Annotated in this window: 16 protein-coding genes; 13 read left to right on the top strand and 3 right to left on the bottom strand. The window is 72.4% G+C overall.

What is annotated here, in order from left to right; genetic code table 11:
• Positions 1-14 precede the first annotated feature (14 nt).
• The 8 genes from WA762_RS19445 (at position 15) to WA762_RS19410 (ending at position 7183) form a co-directional block, all read left to right on the top strand.
• Positions 15-659, top strand: coding sequence for an HAD family hydrolase (locus tag WA762_RS19445; RefSeq protein WP_335937145.1), 645 nt, complete (start codon positions 15-17; stop codon positions 657-659).
• Between the two features lie 54 nt (positions 660-713).
• The gene (locus tag WA762_RS19440) at positions 714-1940 is read left to right on the top strand and encodes an MFS transporter (protein WP_335937144.1); all 1227 of its coding nucleotides are present in this window, start codon (positions 714-716) and stop codon (positions 1938-1940) included.
• Positions 1909-3081: an acetoin utilization protein AcuC gene (locus tag WA762_RS19435; protein ID WP_335937135.1), complete on the top strand. Its 1173-nt coding sequence runs from the start codon at positions 1909-1911 to the stop codon at positions 3079-3081. The genes WA762_RS19440 and WA762_RS19435 overlap by 32 nt, the downstream gene beginning before the upstream one ends.
• A gap of 229 nt (positions 3082-3310) precedes the next feature.
• Positions 3311-4126, top strand: a complete 816-nt coding sequence (locus tag WA762_RS19430) for a phosphatase (RefSeq protein WP_335937134.1) — start codon at positions 3311-3313, stop codon at positions 4124-4126.
• A 128-nt stretch (positions 4127-4254) separates the two neighbouring features.
• Positions 4255-4467 (top strand): helix-turn-helix domain-containing protein, encoded by a 213-nt coding sequence (locus tag WA762_RS19425; RefSeq protein WP_335937133.1) that lies wholly within the window; start codon positions 4255-4257, stop codon positions 4465-4467.
• A gap of 151 nt (positions 4468-4618) precedes the next feature.
• Positions 4619-4717, top strand: a complete 99-nt coding sequence (locus WA762_RS19420) for a 30S ribosomal protein bS22 (protein ID WP_003948845.1) — start codon at positions 4619-4621, stop codon at positions 4715-4717.
• 183 nt (positions 4718-4900) lie between these two features.
• Positions 4901-6010, top strand: coding sequence for an NAD-dependent epimerase/dehydratase family protein (locus tag WA762_RS19415; protein ID WP_335937132.1), 1110 nt, complete (start codon positions 4901-4903; stop codon positions 6008-6010).
• A 15-nt stretch (positions 6011-6025) separates the two neighbouring features.
• Complete coding sequence (locus WA762_RS19410) at positions 6026-7183, top strand: lysophospholipid acyltransferase family protein (protein WP_335937131.1); 1158 nt, start codon at positions 6026-6028, stop codon at positions 7181-7183.
• Positions 7184-7280: 97 nt separating this feature from the next.
• On the opposite strand, the gene WA762_RS19405 is transcribed toward WA762_RS19410, so the two are convergent.
• From WA762_RS19405 to WA762_RS19395, 3 genes are all read right to left on the bottom strand, one after another.
• The gene (locus tag WA762_RS19405) at positions 7281-8474 is read right to left on the bottom strand and encodes a DUF5667 domain-containing protein (RefSeq protein WP_335937130.1); all 1194 of its coding nucleotides are present in this window, start codon (positions 8472-8474) and stop codon (positions 7281-7283) included.
• A gap of 379 nt (positions 8475-8853) precedes the next feature.
• Complete coding sequence (locus WA762_RS19400; protein WP_335937129.1) at positions 8854-9630, bottom strand: ECF subfamily RNA polymerase sigma factor, BldN family; 777 nt, start codon at positions 9628-9630, stop codon at positions 8854-8856.
• A gap of 421 nt (positions 9631-10051) precedes the next feature.
• Positions 10052-11200, bottom strand: a complete 1149-nt coding sequence (locus WA762_RS19395; protein ID WP_335937128.1) for an HAD family hydrolase — start codon at positions 11198-11200, stop codon at positions 10052-10054.
• A 260-nt stretch (positions 11201-11460) separates the two neighbouring features.
• On the opposite strand from WA762_RS19395, the gene WA762_RS19390 reads away from it, so the two are divergent.
• The 5 genes from WA762_RS19390 (at position 11461) to WA762_RS19370 (ending at position 16952) form a co-directional block, all read left to right on the top strand.
• Complete coding sequence (locus tag WA762_RS19390; RefSeq protein ID WP_335937127.1) at positions 11461-11736, top strand: glutaredoxin family protein; 276 nt, start codon at positions 11461-11463, stop codon at positions 11734-11736.
• 272 nt (positions 11737-12008) lie between these two features.
• A complete protein-coding gene (locus WA762_RS19385; protein WP_335937126.1) occupies positions 12009-12776 on the top strand; it encodes a redox-sensing transcriptional repressor Rex in 768 nt (255 codons plus the stop codon).
• A complete protein-coding gene (locus tag WA762_RS19380; RefSeq protein WP_335937125.1) occupies positions 12773-14299 on the top strand; it encodes a glutamyl-tRNA reductase in 1527 nt (508 codons plus the stop codon). Before WA762_RS19385 ends, WA762_RS19380 begins: the two co-directional genes overlap by 4 nt.
• Positions 14296-15282, top strand: a complete 987-nt coding sequence (gene hemC / locus WA762_RS19375; protein WP_335937124.1) for a hydroxymethylbilane synthase — start codon at positions 14296-14298, stop codon at positions 15280-15282. The genes WA762_RS19380 and hemC overlap by 4 nt, the downstream gene beginning before the upstream one ends.
• Positions 15279-16952: a bifunctional uroporphyrinogen-III C-methyltransferase/uroporphyrinogen-III synthase gene (locus WA762_RS19370; protein WP_335937123.1), complete on the top strand. Its 1674-nt coding sequence runs from the start codon at positions 15279-15281 to the stop codon at positions 16950-16952. Before hemC ends, WA762_RS19370 begins: the two co-directional genes overlap by 4 nt.
• The last annotated feature ends 143 nt before the right edge of the window (positions 16953-17095 follow it).

Genomic DNA, 17095 nt, shown 5'->3' with positions numbered 1-17095 from the left:
TCTACTCTCGGACCATGCGCTACGAACTGGTCATCTTCGACAACGACGGAGTGCTCGTCGACAGCGAGCCGCTCTCCAACACGATCCTGTCCGAGTACCTCACCGAACTCGGGCACCCCACCTCGTACCAGGAGAGCCTGCGGGACTACATGGGGGCCGCCGTCCATCGCGTGCATGATCTCGTCGAGGAGCGGACCGGCGCGAAACTGCCCGACGACTTCGACGAGACGTTTCACGCCCGTGTGTTCACTGCGTTCCGGCAGGAGCTGGAACCGGTGCCGGGCGTCGAGGACGTGCTGGCGCGGTTCGTCGCCGAAGGAGTGGCCTACTGCGTGGCGTCGTCCAGCAGCCACGAGCGGATCCGCGTCGGACACCACAAGACCGGGCTGGACCAGTGGTTCGAAGAGGACTGGATCTTCAGCGTCGACGACGTCGGCCGCGGCAAGCCGGCGCCCGACCTGTTCCTGTACGCCGCCGAGCGGATGGGCGTCGCCCCCGAACGGTGCGTCGTCATCGAGGACAGCCCGCTCGGCGTGGAAGCGGCACGGGCCGCCGGGATGGACGTGTACGGATTCACCTCTATGATGCCCGCGGACCGGCTCCCCGGAGTGACCGGGCTCTTCTCCGACATGAGTCAACTCCCGGAAATGCTCGCGTGATCCATCTACCCATGGGTAGAGACTGGCCCTACGCTCGCGGCCATGACTGTGGCCATGACAGACGCGCGTCTGCGGCACGGCAGGGCCTCCCTCACGCTGAGCTTCTTCGTCCAGGGGGTCACCTTCGCCCTGCTGGTGACGCGGATCCCCGCGATCCAGGACCGGTACGGGATATCCGACGGGCTGCTGCCGGTCTTCCTCGCCGCGGTGCCGATCCTGGCCGGTGCGGGGAGCGTGGTCACCGAGAAGGTGGTCGCCCGGGTGCGGCCGGGCGTCGTGCTGCGGTGGGCGCAGCCCCTGGTGATGCTCGCGCTGCTCGGCGCCGGAGCCGGTGACGCGCTGTGGGAGGCGGCCCTCGCGCTCGGGGCGTTCGGGATCGCCGTCGGGGCGCTCGACGCCTCCATGAACATGATCGGGGTCAGTCTCCAGCGGGCGTACGGGCGTTCCATCATGCTCGGCTTCCACGCCGCGTACAGCCTGGGCGGGATCGCCGGCGCCTCCATGGCCTGGGCCGGGGCGCACTGGAACCTCTCGCTGCTGATGTCGTACCTGCCCGCGGTGGTCGTGCTGCTGCCCGCGGCATTCGTCGGCAGCCGGTGGTACGTCGAGGGGCCGGCCGCGGACGCGGGCCGGGACGCGGCGGGTGGGAAGAAGGGGACGGACGGCGGCAAGGGGGCCGCCTCGGTCCCCTTCGGGCTGCTGATGCCGCTCTGCCTGGTGATGAGCTTCACCTACATCGGGGACTCGACGGTCTCCAACTGGAGCGCCAAGTACCTCCAGGACGTGCTGGGGAGCTCGGAGCAGCTGGCGACCGTTCCGTACAACGTCTACATGGTGACGACGCTGCTGGGGCGGACCGTCGGGGACTTCGGGGTGCGGCGGTTCGGGGCCGTCGCGGTGGTGCGGGCGGGGACCGTGGTGGCGGCCGCCGGGTTCGCCGTGGTGGCTTTGGCCGGCGGGGCGTGGACCGGGATGCTCGGGTTCACCATGCTGGGGTTCGGGCTGTCCGTCATCGTGCCGCAGACCTTCGCCGCCGCCGGGCGGATGTTCCCCGGGGTCAGTGACACGGCCATCGCCCGGCTCAATGTCTTCAACTACGTCGGGTTCCTGGTCGGTTCGCCGCTCGTGGGGGCGCTGGGCGACGCCTGGAGCTACCGGGGGGCGATGCTCGTGCCGATGGCCCTGGTGCTGGCGACGCTCGTGTACGCCAAGTCGTTCGACGCGGCGCCCGCCCGATACGGTGACGGGCATGAGCGGCCGCGCACAGCTGATGTGGGATGACGCAGTAACGGGATACGACTTCGGGGAGAGCCACCCGATGGACCCCGTACGACTCGCCCTGACGATGGGGCTGGTGCGGGCGTTCGGGCTCGACCGGGCCGTGGACGTGGTGGCGGCCAAGCCCGCCGGGGACTCCACGCTGCGGCTGGTGCACCGGGAGGACTACGTGTCCGCCGTGCGCGCCGCGTCCGCCGATCCGGGGCGGGCCGACCAGAACTACGGGCTGGGGACGGTCGACGACCCCGCGTTCGCGGGGATGCACGAGGCGTCCGCGCTGATCGCCGGTCAGTCGGTGGCCGCGGCCGAGGCCCTGTGGCGCGGCGAGACCGCGCACGCCGTGAACTTCGCCGGCGGGCTGCACCACGCCATGCCCGGCGGCGCGGCCGGGTTCTGCGTCTACAACGACGCGGCGCTCGCCATCGCGCGGATGCTGGAGCTGGGCGCCGAGCGGATCGCCTACATCGACGTCGACGTGCACCACGGGGACGGCGTGCAGGCGGCGTTCAACGAGGACCCCCGGGTGCTGACGGTGTCGCTGCACGAGCACCCGCGCACCCTGTTCCCGCAGACCGGCTGGCCGCAGGAGACCGGTTCGGGGGCCGGTGAGGGCAGCGCGGTGAACGTGGCGCTGCCCGCCGGCACCGGGGACTCGGGATGGCTGCGGGCCTTCCACGCGGTGGTGCCGGAGCTGCTGGCGGACTTCCGGCCGCAGGTGCTGGTCACCCAGCACGGGGCCGACACGCACATCGAGGACCCGCTCGCCCACTTCGCGGTGACGGTGGACGCGCAGCGCGCGGTGATGACGGCCTGTCACGACCTCGCGCACGCCCACGCGGAGGGCGGGCGGTGGCTGGCGCTCGGCGGCGGCGGGTACGCGGTGGTCGACGTGGTCCCGCGGTCCTGGACGCACCTGGTGGGGATCGCCGCGCACGCCCCGATCGACCCGGAGACGGTGATCCCGGCGTCGTGGCGGGACGAGGTCTACGCCCGGACCCGGCAGCTGGGCCCGGGCCGGATGACCGACGGGCGCACCCCCTCCTGGAGGTCCTGGGAGGAGGGGTACGACCCGGCGGACCGGCTCGACCAGGCGGTGCTGGCGACCCGGCGGGCCGCGTTCCCGCTGCGGGGGCTGCTGGCCTGACAGCGCGTCGGCTCGGGCAGGACCGGTTCGGCTGATTCGGCCGGCTCGGTCGGCTGAGCTGGTTCGGCGGGGCCGGCCGGTTCGTTCGGGCTCTGGTCCGGCCGGTTCGGCGCGGATTCGTGGGGCAGGGGTCCGCTCCCGGTGCCGGTGGGGCCGTCGTTACGCCGACCGTGGGGCGCGACCGGGCTTTTCGGCCCCTCGTCCGGGTGAGTGGGGAAGCATCGGCGGGGTGTTGAGCACCGGAGCGCTGCGTGCGCATCTGCTGACGGCCCGGCTGGCCGGGCCCGTGGCCACGCCGAGGGAGACGAACCTGCGGAGTTACCGGCTCTTCGCCGCCCGGGACCCGCGGATGACGCTCGGCCTCGCCCCCGAGGGCGACTGGGACGCACGCGCCCTGCTGCGGCTGATGGCCGAGAAGTGCGGGGTCTCCGGCGACCCCGCCCATGTCTCGGGCCCCGACGCGATCGATCCCGAGCGGACCCTGGCGCGCCTGGACGCGTTCGCCGGGCGGCTGTCGGCCGCCGCGGCGCGGCGGTCGCCGGTGCTGTTCGGGACGGGGCACCCGCATCGGCTGCTCGGTTTCTACGCCGGGCTGGCAGACGCCCTGTCGGCGGCGGGATGTCCCGTACTCACTCCCGCGCAGGGGAGATGTATCGACATAACGACCCGGTTCGGGGTACGCACGTGCGTCCTCGACTACGTACGGGGAGTCGCGATGGTGCGCGAGCCGGGCGCGCGGTCCTCCGGCGTCGGCACCGGCGCACACACGCATTCGCCGCTGCCGGTGAGGGTCGTGCTGGAGGCGGCCGCGGAGGGGCGCGGGCGGCTTCCGGAGCTGGTCGTGGGGGACCACGGATGGGTCTGCGGGGCAGGTCAGCTGGGCATCGAGGCGATCGGGCCGGCGGACACGAACGACCCCGCGCTGTTCGTCGGGGAGGCCGAGGGGCGGGTGTCGGTCGCCGTGCCGCTCGACGACGCCGTGCCGTCCGCGTACTACCTGCCGCTCACTCGCTATGTACTCAATCGGGCGTGTCTGTCACAGTAGGCGGCCGATCATCTCTCCTCTTCCCCACTCGCATCACCCGCCCCTAATCTGGGGAGTGAGCGCACAACGACGAAGAGTCACCGGAGGGGAAGCCGGTGCGCGTCTCGTGCGGAAGGTACAGGTGGGTCATGGCTGCTGGCAGCGAAAGGCCTCTCAACGAGGTCAAGTTTCTGACCGTGGCGGAAGTCGCCGCGGTCATGAGGGTGTCGAAGATGACCGTGTACCGTTTGGTGCACAGCGGTCATCTGCCGGCGATCCGGGTGGGCAGGTCCTTCCGGGTTCCGGAGCAAGCGGTTCACGAGTATCTCCGCGAGTCGTTCGTGGGAGTGGAATCCGCCTGAGGGCCGGGTGGGGTCCGCCTGATGTTCGCCTCGGATTACGTCCCTCACTCGGTGGCGGGTAGGCTAGGCCGACGTAGGTCGTGTGGGCCCAGACGCCCCGCACCGATCCCCGCTGGCGTGGGGATGTTCCGAGAAGTGAGCGAGGGTAGTCGTGGGCTCTGTTATCAAGAAGCGGCGTAAGCGGATGGCCAAGAAGAAGCACCGCAAGCTGCTCAAGCGCACGCGCGTTCAGCGTCGCAACAAGAAGTAAGCGAACGCGGTTCGTGTTTCCGCAGCCCTCCCGTCGAACTGGCGGGAGGGCTGCGGCGCGTTGCGGGGAGGTGCCCGCATTCGGGCCAAGAGTCGGCGGGAGCCGGTCGTGAGGCCGTCACGCGGCCCCTTCCACCCGCTACGGTGACGGCCAGGGGAAACCTTTCGACGGAGGGCGCTGATCTTGGGGAAGGTCGTGCTGGTCACGGGAGCGGCCCGGCAGCTGGGCGGCCGTTTCGTGCGCCGCATCCAGCGTGATCCGGAAGTGGAGCGGGTGATCGCCGTCGACGCGGTCCCGCCCGTACACCCGCTGGGCGAGGCCCGGTTCGTGGCGGCGGACATCCGCCAGCCCGCGATCGCCCGGGTGCTCGCGGAGCACGCGGTCGACACCGTCGTCCATCTGGACGTCTCCGCGAGGACGGCCGGCGCGGGCGGCCGGACGGCCGCCAAGGAGACCAACGTCATCGGCACCATGCAGCTGCTCGGCGCCTGCCAGAAGGCGCCGAGCGTGCGGCGGCTGGTCGTCAAGTCCAGTACGAACGTGTACGGCTCGGCGCCCCGCGACCCGGCCGTCTTCACCGAGACCACCCCGCCCAAGTCCCTGCCCAGCGGGGGCTTCGCGAAGGACGTGGTGGAGGTCGAGGGGTATGTGCGCGGCTTCGCCCGCCGCCGGCCGGACGTCGCCGTGTGCGTGCTCAGGTTCGCGAACATCCTGGCCCCCCGGGCGGATTCGCCGCTCGCCGACTATCTGGCGCTGCCGGTCCTGCCGACGGTGTTCGGCTACGACCCGAGACTCCAGTTCGTGCACGAGGACGACGTCCTCGACGTGCTGGGCATCGCCTCGCGCGAGCCGAGGCGCTCCACGCTGAACAGCGGCACCTTCAACATCGCCGGGGACGGTGTGCTGCTGCTCTCGCAGTGCGCGCGGCGGCTGGGGCGGCCGACGATGCCGTTGCTGATGCCCGCCGTCACCTGGGTCGGCCGGGCGTTGCGCCGGGTCGGCATGACGGACTTCTCGCCGGAGCAGATCCGGCTGCTGACCCACGGCCGGGTGGTCTCGACCGCGCAGACGCGCGAGATCCTGGGCTTCCATCCACGGTTCACCACCGCGGAGACGTTCGCCGAGTTCGTGCGCGGTCAGGGGCCGGGGCTGCTGCCCCCGGAGGCGATGGGCAGAGCGGTCGACCGGCTGGCCGCCGCGCCGTTCCTCGGGGCGGCGGCCGGTGAGGCGGCGCGGATCAACGGAGACCGTGGGGCGGGCGGCACGTCCGCGGTCCCCGGCGGCGGCAGGTAGAGGAGCACAGCGACGATGGCGGACGCCAAGGTCATTCCGTTCGACGACGACCGTTCGCGGTCGGGCGGCCCACCGCGCCCCGCGCGACGCCGTACCGCCGGGCCCGCGGGGACCCCGGAGACCCCGGGGGCTTCCCCGGCCCCGGTGGCGTCCCCGGCTTCCGGGCCCGCCGCCCCCGGGGCCTCGGGGGCCGGTACCGCGTCCGTCAGCGCCCTTCCCGGGCGGCGGGACGCCGGACCGTCGCGGGAGGAGCCCCGGGGCGCCGTGCGGGACGCCGGGAACGCCCGCGACGCCCGGGACGCGGAGGAGGCCGGGGAGGCCGACCGCGGTCGGGACGGCTGGGAGCGGCGGATCGCGGGCGGGCTCGCGTTTCTGCGGCGGCGGGTCACCGGCGAGTACGACGTCGACGAGTTCGGCTACGACGAGGAGCTGACCGACCAGGTCCTCATGTCGATGCTGCGGCCGTTGTACGAGAAGTACTTCCGGGTCGAGGTGAAGGGCATCGAGAACATCCCGTCCGAGGGCGGCGCCCTCATCGTGTCCAACCACTCGGGCACGCTTCCGCTCGACGCGCTGATGCTCCAGGTCGCCGTGCACGACAAGCATCCGGCGGGGCGGCATCTGCGGCTGCTCGCCGCCGACCTCGTCTTCATGCTGCCGGTGGTGAACGAGCTGGTCCGCAAGGCCGGTCACACGCTGGCCTGTACGGAGGACGCGGAGCGGCTGCTGGGCCGGGGCGAGATCGTCGGGGTGATGCCGGAGGGCTTCAAGGGCATCGGCAAGCCGTTCGGCGAACGGTACAAGCTCCAGCGCTTCGGACGGGGCGGCTTCGTCTCCACGGCGCTGCGGGCGGGGGCCCCGATCATTCCGTGCTCGATCGTCGGGGCGGAGGAGATCTACCCGATGATCGGCAATTCGAAGACGCTGGCCCGGCTCCTCGGCTTCCCGTACTTCCCGATCACGCCGACGTTCCCCTGGCTCGGGCCGCTGGGGACGGTGCCGCTGCCGACGAAGTGGACCATCCAGTTCGGGGAGCCGATCTCCACACGCGGGTACCCGATCGAGGCGGCGGACGACCCGATGCTGATGTTCAACCTGACGGATCAGGTGCGGGAGCAGATCCAGCACACGCTGTACAAACTGCTGGTGCAGCGCAGGTCGGTGTTCTTCTGACGCCCCGCCGCTTCTGGAACCCCTCGTCCGACGCCACGCCCCCTCGATCGCCGGGCCGGCTCGGGACGGCCGGTGACCGAGGGGGCGGCGGGTCAGGTCATTCGTTCGCGTTCTCGCTGTTGATTCCCAGGCCCGGGAGCAGACCGGGGAGGAGCGGGGGCAGGGTCACGTCCGGGGCCGGCGGCGGGCTGACCCGGCCGTCGTCGGCGGACGGCGCCGAGCCCGGGGGCGGGGTGCCGAACAGCCCGTCCGCGCCACCGAGCAGGCCGTCGGACGGGGCGCCGCCGGGGGCGCCGGACGGATGCGGCGTGGCGCTGTCGCCCGTGCGGTTGTGCGTGGCGCCCGGCGACGAGGGCGCGACGTGGCCCGTACGCGACGGGGCCGTGCCGTGTTCCCCGGCGTGCGAACGCTTGGCGTCGTCGCTTCTGCCCGGAGTGCGGGGCAGCAGCGACTGGAGCGGGCCGACCTCTTCGTCTATGGCGTCGAACACCGAGCTGACCTGCTCGCCGATGTCGGTGAGTTGCAGCGGCAGCCGGTCGCGCAGGCTGCTCCAGGTGTCGCGGTGCGAGCGGGAGAAGGAGTCCAGGGTCTGGATCGGACCGATGGCGCCGTCCCGCTGATAGGCCGCGCGGAGCAGGCGGTGGCCCTCGGTGGCGTCATGGGTCATGCCGTTGAGCGTGCGCCGGATCTCGCCGAGCTGCTCGTGGTCCAGGTGGCCGGAGCGGGCGCGTTCCATCAGGCGGCGGGCCTCGCTCAGCCGGGTGGACGCCTGGTCGAGGTAGACCTCGCCGCGGTCGGTGTCGCCACGGGTCATCCCCAGATGGATGTCCTCCATGCCGCGCTTGAGTCCGTACAGCGAATCACCCGGCAGGGCGTCGGAACTGGCAGCGGCCACTCCGCCGAAGGCCCCCGCCGCGACACCGACGGTGAGCCCGCCTGCCGCGAGGCCCTTCGTCCAGCGCGAGCGCGGACGCAGCCTCCGGAGCGGGGAGGCCCGGCGGCCACTCTTCTTCCGCTGCTCGGGCACCGTAGGGCCCGCGGACGCGTCGCCCTCGGCGAACATGGCCTCCATGGCGGCCAGGAGCTGGGCTCGCTGCGCCACTTTGACCTCGGGATCCAACTCCGGCCGCGGTAGCTCACCGAGGCCGTTCGCCAGGGCCAACAGCGGTCCGTGGTCGGCCGTTTCGGCCGCTTCCTCGGGCTGTGCGGCCGCCTCGTCGTGGGGCGGCTGCTCCTCAAGGGCCTGGGCGAAGGCGTTCGCCCGCCGGTGTGCCGAAACGTTTGCGATCACTGGCGGCACCTCCTCTCGTCATGACGGTCGACTCCCCTGGGTGTCCGGACGGTTGTACACCTTGAGCGCTTCCACACGAACGAGTGAGTGTCAGCGGTCATGGGTGACGACAGGGGGCCTGCAACCGACACAACGAGAGGCGCGGCACTTGGGTTACGCAAGAAGGGTGATCGGGCTGTGCGTGAGGAAGGGGTCGCCGGGAGTGAGCCCGCGAGGGTGAAGGAGACAGCTGTTCGGAGGGGGACGGGGCGGGACGGCGGGGGGGACACATACGGGACGGAGACGGGACACATGCGGGACGGGACGGAGACGGGACACATGCGGGACGGGACGGGGCCGCGACGGGTGTCCGGGGGATCGGTGCGGGACCGGGCGGCGGTCAGCGGGCGTCGTCGGGCAGGAGCCGGGCCAGGGTGCGGACGGCGCGGTACTGCAGGGTCTTGATCGCGCCCTCGTTCTTCCCCATGACGCGGGCGGTCTCGGCGACCGAGAGGCCCTGGAGGAACCGCAGCGTCACGCACTCCTGCTGCTGGGGGTTGAGCCGCCGCACGGCCTGGAGCAGCGCGGCGTTGGAGAGGGACTCCAGCACGGAGTCCTCCGGGCTGCGCTCGACCTCGTTCGCGTCGAGCATCTCGCCGGTGGTCACCTCCAGGCGGAAGCGGCTGGACTTGAAGTGGTCGGCGACCAGGTTGCGGGCGATCGTGACCAGCCAGGCGCCGAAGTCGCGGCCCTGCCAGGTGAACGTCGAGATGCGGCGCAGGGCGCGCAGGAAGGTCTCACTGGTGAGGTCCTCCGCCGTCGCCTTGCCGCCCACGCGGTAGTAGATGTAGCGATAGACGGTGTCGCTGTACTGGTCGTAGAGGCGGCCGAAGGCATCGGCCTCGCCGGCCTGCGCGCGCTCGACGAGATCCATCATGCGGGCGCTGTCGCTGTCGGCGCTGGGACGGCGGACGGTGGACGTGGTCGTTGCGCCGCGGTTGCTGCGTCTTCCGACCGCCGCACCGCGTTCGGCCATGGCGTAGCAGGGGCCGACAGGCGCAGGGGCGGCGAATGCGGGTACGGCGTACGCGGTGGGGACGAAGCCACGCAACCGTTCGGCGACTGTTGCGCGCAGCGTAGCCAGGCCCGAGGCGTCAACCCCGACGTGTGGGTACACGGGACTCCCAGAGGCAGAGCTTCCATCACGTGCAGTGCGAAACCCTCACTCGTCGTAGTGAGTCAGGGGTTCGGAATGCGTCTGAGGAGAATAACGCTTCGTACAGACAGTGCTACACCGAGTTGCTCAAATCATCGATTACGTCGTTTCTGTAGCGACTAAACGATGCATCAAGTAACACATCGTGACCGGTTACTGATCGGATTACTTCAAATCTTGTCCGCGTGCGGGGCAGGTTGTGGCCGAGTGCGAGCAGGCCGACTGGCCGGAGCGGTCGGCGGGCAAGAAAGCACGATCGAAGACCGTGTCCGGATATGCCCGAACGGGCCCGTACCGGTGTTCAGCCGTCGGTGTGTCGGGGCCGGCGGCCGATGGGCGGTGGGAACCGGCCGGGCGAACGGGGTGCGCGCGGGGCGGGGCGTCAGCGGCGGCGGCGGTGCAGGGCGAGGGCGGCCGCCGTTCCGCCCGCGAGGGCGCCGACGCCGGCCGCGGCCGGGATGCCGACCTTGGCCGCCTTGCGGCCGGTCCGGTAGTCCCGCAGCCGCCAGTCGTGGGCGCGGGCGTGCTTGCGGAGCTTGGTGTCCGGGTTGATCGCGTACGGGTGCCCGACCAGGGACAGCATCGGGATGTCGTTGTGCGAGTCGCTGTACGCGGCGCAGCGGTCGAGGTCGAGGCCCTCGGCGGCGGCCAGGGCGCGGACCGCCTCTGCCTTCGCGGGGCCGTGCAGCGGCTCGCCGACCAGGCGGCCGGTGTAGACGCCGTCGACGGACTCCGCGACCGTGCCCAGCGCGCCGGTCAGGCCGAGGCGCCGGGCGATGATCGTGGCGGTCTCGACGGGGGCGGCGGTGACCAGCCAGACCCGCTGGCCGGCGTCCAGATGGGCCTGGGCGAGGGCGCGGGTGCCGGGCCAGATGCGGTCGGCCATGTACTCGTCGTAGATCTCCTCGCCGATCGCCGTCAGCTCGGAGACGCGGTGGCCCTTGACGATGGACAGGGCGCTGTCGCGGGCGTCCTGCATGTGGTCCGGGTCCTCGACGCCGGCCAGCCGGAACCAGGCCTGCTGCCAGGCGAACCGGGCCAGTTCGCGGCGCTGGAAGAACTTCCGCTTGTACAGCCCGCGGCCGAAGTGGAAGAGCGCCGCGCCCTGCATCACGGTGTTGTCGAGGTCGAAGAATGCGGCGGCCCGGTCGTCGCCGGCGACGGGGAAGGGCGGTTCCTCGGCCTTCTTCTCCTTGCCGGGGGCCTTGTCGGCGGCCTTCTCGTCCTTCGCGCCCTTCTCGCGCTTCTCTCCCTTTCCGCCCTTCTCTCCTCCGTCCTTGCCGTGCTTCCTCTTCTCCGCCTTCGCACGGGCGGGGGCGCGGCCGGTGTCGTCGGGGGAGCCGTCGGCGCCGGCGGTGTCGGGGGCGTCGGTGGTGTGGGGGGACGCGGGAGTGGGGGCGGTCCGGTCGTCGTCGGGGTGTGCGCCGCGCAGGGCGGACTTCCGCGCGGCCTCGGCTGCGGCCTCGCCTGCCAGCACGCTCCGTGCTGTGGCGGGGCGCCTACGGGGGGTGAGCCATCGAAGAGCGGCCATATCCGTGAGCATAGCCATGTGCCCGGGCCCTTCCCGACCTGCCGGGATGCCGCGCCGTGAACTCTTGGTCGACGCTTTGTCCGGGGCGGACCCGGACGTGACGGACCGGGGCGGTGACGGAACCGGACACGTGCCGGGCGGCCCGTGGAGGGGCGCCGGCGCGCGCCGGTGTGCGGGGCGGAGCGCGCCGGTGCGGAAAGCCGCTCCCCGGGGGCGGTGCCGGGGCGGGGCGCCGCCGGGGCGCGGCGCAGAATGAAGGCATGAGCGCCTTGTTCCGACGTACGAAGAAGAACCCCGCCGACCGGAAGGTGACCCTGATCGGCAAGCCCGACTGTCACCTCTGCGACGACGCGAGGGAGGTGGTGCGGACGGTGTGCGCCGAGACCGGTGCGTCCTGGGAGGAGAAGGACATCACGCGGGACGAGGAGCTGCACCGGGCGTACTGGGAGCAGATCCCGGTCGTGCTGATCGACGACGAGCAGCACACCTTCTGGCGCGTGGACCCCCGGAGGCTCTGCGACGCGCTGTGTTCATGAGCGAATCCCGGTTACCATCGTGGGCGTTTTGGGTGGTCTCGGGGGAGTCCTTGTGAGGAGTGTGTGCCGCTTTGCTCCCTTCGGGTCTGCAACGGACTGACGCGGTCCATGGTTCCGGGATCGCGCGACGAATGTGCGTGACCCCGGTCACGTTGACCGGACAAAACGGACACTATCTTTGTGCACGCGTTCACAAAGACATAGCCTGCATTCGACGGGGCGGTCATGCGAGACAGGGCCGCCTGCAGCCCCGCTCATACCGCAGGAGCACCGTGGCAACTGGCCGAACTCACCGACCGGCGACCCGTAGCCGAGGGATTCCCGAGGCCACCGTCGCCCGGCTTCCGCTGTATCTGCGCGCGTTGACCGCGCTCTCCGAGCGCTCGGTCCCCACGGTCTCGTCCGAGGAGCTCGCCTCGGCGGCGGGGGTCAACTCCGCCAAGCTGCGCAAGGACTTCAGCTACCTGGGCTCCTACGGGACGCGCGGGGTCGGGTACGACGTCGAGTATCTCGTCTACCAGATCTCCCGCGAACTCGGGCTCACCCAGGACTGGCCGGTCGTCATCGTCGGCATCGGAAACCTCGGCGCCGCGCTCGCCAACTACGGCGGTTTCGCCTCCCGCGGCTTCCGCGTCGCCGCCCTGATCGACGCCGATCCCGCGATGGCGGGGACGCCCGTCGCCGGCATCCCCGTGCAGCACGCCGACGACCTGGAGTCGATCGTCCGTGACAACGGCGTGTCGATCGGGGTCATCTCGACCCCGGCCGGCGCCGCCCAGCAGGTCTGCGACCGGCTGGTCTCCGCGGGCGTCACCTCCATCCTGAACTTCGCGCCGACGGTGCTCTCGGTGCCCGACGGGGTCGACGTCCGCAAGGTCGATCTCTCCATCGAACTCCAGATCCTGGCCTTCCACGAGCAGCGCAAGGCGGTCGACGACACCGCCGAGGGCGGCCAGGACGCGGCGGCGGCGCCCGTGCGCCCGGCCGCCGAGGAACGCAAGGGACCCGACGGGGACATGCCCGCCGTGATGCCGGCATGAGTCTTCTCGTCGTAGGGCTGAGCCACCGCAGCGCCCCCGTCTCCGTACTGGAACGGGCCTCGCTGGCCGGTGAGACGCAGGCCAAGCTCCTCCAGGACGCCCTCGCCGCGGAGCCCGCGGCCGAGGCCGCCGCCCTGGCCACCTGCAACCGCATCGAGCTGTACGCCGACGTGGACAAGTTCCACGCGGGCGTCGCCGAGCTGTCCACGCTCCTCGCCCAGCACAGCGGCGTCGGCCTGGACGAGCTCACTCCGTATCTCTATGTGCACTACGAGGACCGGGCCGTCCACCACCTCTTCTCGGTGGCCTGCGGGCTGGACTCGATGGTCGTCGGCGAGGGCCAGATCCTCGGCCAGATCAAGGACGCGCTGGCGCGCGGCCAGGAGCTGCACACGGCGGGCCGGCTGCTGAACGACCTGTTCCAGCAGGCGCTGCGGGTCGGCAAGCGGGCCCACAGCGAGACCGGGATCGACCGGGCCGGGCAGTCGCTCGTCACCTTCGGCCTGGAGCAGCTCGCCGCGGGCGAGGACGTCTCCGAGTGGGTCCGGGGCAAGCGCGCCCTGGTGATCGGCGCCGGTTCGATGTCCTCGCTGGCCGCCGCGACCCTGGCCCGGGCCGGGGTCGCCGAGATCGCCGTCGCCAACCGGACCCGTGCCCGCGCCGACCGGCTCGTCGAGATCCTGGGCCAGCCCGGCGGCACCGGGGTGACCGCGCGAGCCGTGGACATGGCGGCGGTCCCCGATGAACTGACACGTGCCGACATCGCGGTCTCCTGCACCGGGGCGACGGGTCTGGTGCTGACCGCCGAGACCGTCGCCGGAGCGCTCGGCCTGCCCTTCGAGCCGGAGCACGAGCCGGCGCGCGAGGCGGCCGCCCCGCGCGGGACGTCGGACGCCGACGCCGCGGCCGAGCCGTCCGCCGAGGCCGACCGGCACGCCGCCTGGATCGAGAACGGCGCCGACGGCGCGTCGCGGGGGGCCGCCCGCCGGGCCGCCGCGCCCGCCCGGGAGACCGGCCCCGTCCGCCTGGCCCTGCTCGACCTCGCCATGCCGCGCGACATCGACGGCGCCGCCGGCCGCCTCGACGGGGTGCGCCTCGTCGACATCGAGTCGCTCGCGGAGGCGTCCGCGGACGCCCCGATGGCCGCCGACGTGGACCGGGTGCGCACCATCGTCGGGGACGAGGTGGCCGCCTTCGGCGCCGCCCAGCGGGCCGCCCACATCACCCCGACCGTCGTCGCGCTGCGCGCGATGGCCGCCGACGTGGTCGCGGGCGAGATCGCGCGGCTCGACGGACGCCTCCCCGGCCTGGACGAGAAGCAGCGCGCCGAGATCTCCCTGACCGTGCGCCGCGTCGTCGACAAGCTCCTGCACGCGCCCACCGTGCGGGTCAAGCAGCTCGCCAGCGAGCCCGGCGGCGCCGGGTACGCGGACGCGCTGCGGGAACTCTTCGACCTCGACCCGCAGACGGTCGCCGCCGTCTCCCGGGCAGACCTGAACGACCCGAATAGAGGCCGGTCATGACCGACAACTCACCCCTGGGCACGGATGCCGTGAAGCCGCTGAGGCTGGGCACCCGGCGCAGCAAGCTCGCCATGGCGCAGTCGGGCCTCGTCGCCGACGCGGTCCGCGAGGTGACCGGGCGGGCCGTCGAGCTCGTGGAGGTCACCACGCACGGCGACGTCTCCCGCGAGCACCTGACGCAGATCGGCGGCACCGGCGTCTTCGTCGCCGCGCTGCGCGAGGCGCTGCTGCGCGGCGAGGTGGACTTCGCCGTCCACTCGCTCAAGGACCTGCCGACCGCCCCGCACGAGGGCCTTGTGCTGGCCGCCGTGCCGCTGCGCGAGGACCCGCGCGACGTGCTGGTGGCGCGGGACGGGCTGACCCTCGCGCAGCTGCCGTCCGGCGCCCGCGTCGGCACCGGCTCGCCGCGCCGCATGGCGCAGCTGAACGCGTACGCCCGCGCCCACGGCCTCGACATCGAGACCGTGCCGATCCGGGGCAACGTCGATACGCGTATCGGATTTGTCCGGAGCGGTGAGCTGGACGCGGTGGTACTCGCCGCGGCCGGGCTCAGCCGCCTCGGCCGAAGCGGTGAGGCGACCGACTTCCTGTCGCCCGACACCGTCCTGCCCGCTCCCGGCCAGGGAGCACTGGCGATCGAGTGCGCTGCCTCCAGCGCCGACCTCGCCGCCGCGCTCGGAGAGCTCGACGACCCGTTCACCCGGGCCGCCGTGACCGCCGAGCGTGCCCTGCTCGCCGGCCTGGAGGCCGGTTGCTCCGCACCCGTGGGTGCGCTGGCCGACCTCCAGGCCGACGGACAGGCTGTCAGCGAACTGCGCCTGCGCGGTGTCGTCGGTTCCACCGACGGTTCCTCGCTGGTGCAGATGTCCACCACCGGTCCCGTGCCCACGTCGCAGGACGGCGCGGCGGCCCTCGGGCGCGAACTCGCGGCCGAGATGCTCGCCAAGGGCGCGGCCGGTCTTATCGGGGAGCGAGCACTTTGAGCCCCACCGGCCCCGCCGCATCCGACTTTCCGGCCGTGTCCGCACACGGGCACGTCACCTTCCTCGGCGCCGGTCCCGGCGACCCGGGACTGCTGACCCTGCGCGCCGTCGAGGCGCTTGCGAGCGCGGACGTCCTTGTCGCCGAGCCGGACGTTCTCGGTGTCGTTCGCTGCCATGCGCGGGCAGGCGTGAGCACACCCGAACTGACGGTCGTCGACGCGCAGTCGGCCGCCGCCGGCGTCCCCGTTCTGAGGGATGCGGTCAATCTTGTCATGGAGGCGGCGCAGGGCGGCAGGCGGGTGGTGCGTGCCGTCCCGGGCGACCCGGGGCTGGACGCGGACGCCGGCGCCGAGATGCTGGCCTGCGCCGCCGCCGGTATCCCCTTCGAGGTCGTGCCGGGTGTCGCCGAGGTCGTGGGCGTGCCCGCGTACGCCGGTGTGCCGCTGCGGGACGAGCAGGGCGCCGACGTGCGGTTCGTCGACGCCCGTACCGCCTCGGAGCGCTGCTGGAGCGAGGTCGGCGCCAGCGACGGCACGGCGGTCATCTCGACGACGCTCGAATCGGTCGCCGCGGCGGCCGGCGAGCTGGTCGCGGCGGGCCGCAAGCCCGACACCCCGCTGTCGGTCACGGTGGCCGGCACGACGACCCGCCAGCGCACCTGGACGGCGACCCTCGGAACGATCGCCCAGGTCCTGAAGCAGGCGAAGGTGCTGCCGTCGCCGGAGGGCCACCGCTCCGTCATAGCCGTGGTCGGTGAGCGAGGCTCCGCCGCCCAGCGCGACCAGCTCGCGTGGTTCGAGTCCAAGCCGTTGTTCGGCTGGAAGGTGCTCGTCCCGCGGACCAAGGAGCAGGCGGCGTCGCTCTCCGACCAGCTGCGTTCGTACGGCGCCGTGCCGCACGAGGTCCCGACGATCGCCGTCGAGCCGCCGCGCACCCCGCAGCAGATGGAGCGCGCGGTCAAGGGCCTGGTCACGGGCCGGTACGAGTGGATCGCCTTCACCAGCGTCAACGCCGTGAAGGCCGTCCGGGAGAAGTTCGAGGAGTACGGGCTCGACGCCCGTGCCTTCGCCGGGATCAAGGTCGCGGCCGTCGGCGAGCAGACCGCCGCCGCGCTCGTCGACTTCGGCGTGAAGCCGGACCTGGTCCCGTCCGGCGAGCAGTCCGCCGCGGGTCTGCTGGAGGACTGGCCGCCGTACGACCCGGTCTTCGACCCGATCGACCGGGTCTTCCTGCCGCGCGCCGACATCGCCACCGAGACGCTGGTGGCGGGCCTCATCGAGCTGGGCTGGGAGGTCGACGACGTCACCGCGTACCGCACGGTCCGCGCCTCGCCGCCGCCGGCCGAGACCCGCGAGGCGATCAAGGGCGGCGGGTTCGACGCGGTGCTCTTCACCTCGTCGTCGACCGTCCGGAATCTCGTCGGCATCGCGGGCAAGCCGCACAACGTCACGGTCATCGCGTGTATCGGCCCGGCGACGGCGAAGACCGCGGAGGAGCACGGGCTCCGCGTCGACGTGCTGTCGCCGGAACCCTCGGTGCACAAGCTGGCCGAGGCCCTCGCCGAGTTCGGCGCGCGGCGCCGGGAGGCGGCGAAGGAGGCCGGCGACCCGGTGACGCGGCCGAGCGAGCGGCGTCCGGGGGCGCGGCGGCGTCGTTCGACGACGACCTGACGCGCTCCGGCGCGCACGGACGCGTACGGGAACGCGGCCACGCGGTGCGTGTGGCGGACCGGGCGGTCCGGCTGCTTCGGCGGCCGGGCCGCCCGGCGCCGTTTCCGGGGGCCGCCGCGTTTTCCGGGGCGGTTTTTCCGGCC

It is taken from the genome of Streptomyces tyrfis (assembly GCF_037034285.1).
In the GTDB taxonomy this organism is placed as follows: domain Bacteria; phylum Actinomycetota; class Actinomycetes; order Streptomycetales; family Streptomycetaceae; genus Streptomyces.
This window is presented reverse-complemented; position numbering and strand designations above follow the sequence as displayed.

Coding starts and splice junctions, on each gene's coding strand:
- WA762_RS19390 (WP_335937127.1), top strand. CDS start 11,461: ATGAGCGCCTTGTTCCGACGTACGAAGAAGAACCCCGCCGACCGGAAG.
- WA762_RS19435 (WP_335937135.1), top strand. CDS start 1,909: ATGAGCGGCCGCGCACAGCTGATGTGGGATGACGCAGTAACGGGATAC.
- hemC (WP_335937124.1), top strand. CDS start 14,296: ATGACCGACAACTCACCCCTGGGCACGGATGCCGTGAAGCCGCTGAGG.
- WA762_RS19445 (WP_335937145.1), top strand. CDS start 15: ATGCGCTACGAACTGGTCATCTTCGACAACGACGGAGTGCTCGTCGAC.
- WA762_RS19410 (WP_335937131.1), top strand. CDS start 6,026: ATGGCGGACGCCAAGGTCATTCCGTTCGACGACGACCGTTCGCGGTCG.
- WA762_RS19395 (WP_335937128.1), bottom strand. CDS start 11,200: ATGGCCGCTCTTCGATGGCTCACCCCCCGTAGGCGCCCCGCCACAGCA.
- WA762_RS19440 (WP_335937144.1), top strand. CDS start 714: ATGACAGACGCGCGTCTGCGGCACGGCAGGGCCTCCCTCACGCTGAGC.
- WA762_RS19425 (WP_335937133.1), top strand. CDS start 4,255: ATGGCTGCTGGCAGCGAAAGGCCTCTCAACGAGGTCAAGTTTCTGACC.
- WA762_RS19380 (WP_335937125.1), top strand. CDS start 12,773: ATGAGTCTTCTCGTCGTAGGGCTGAGCCACCGCAGCGCCCCCGTCTCC.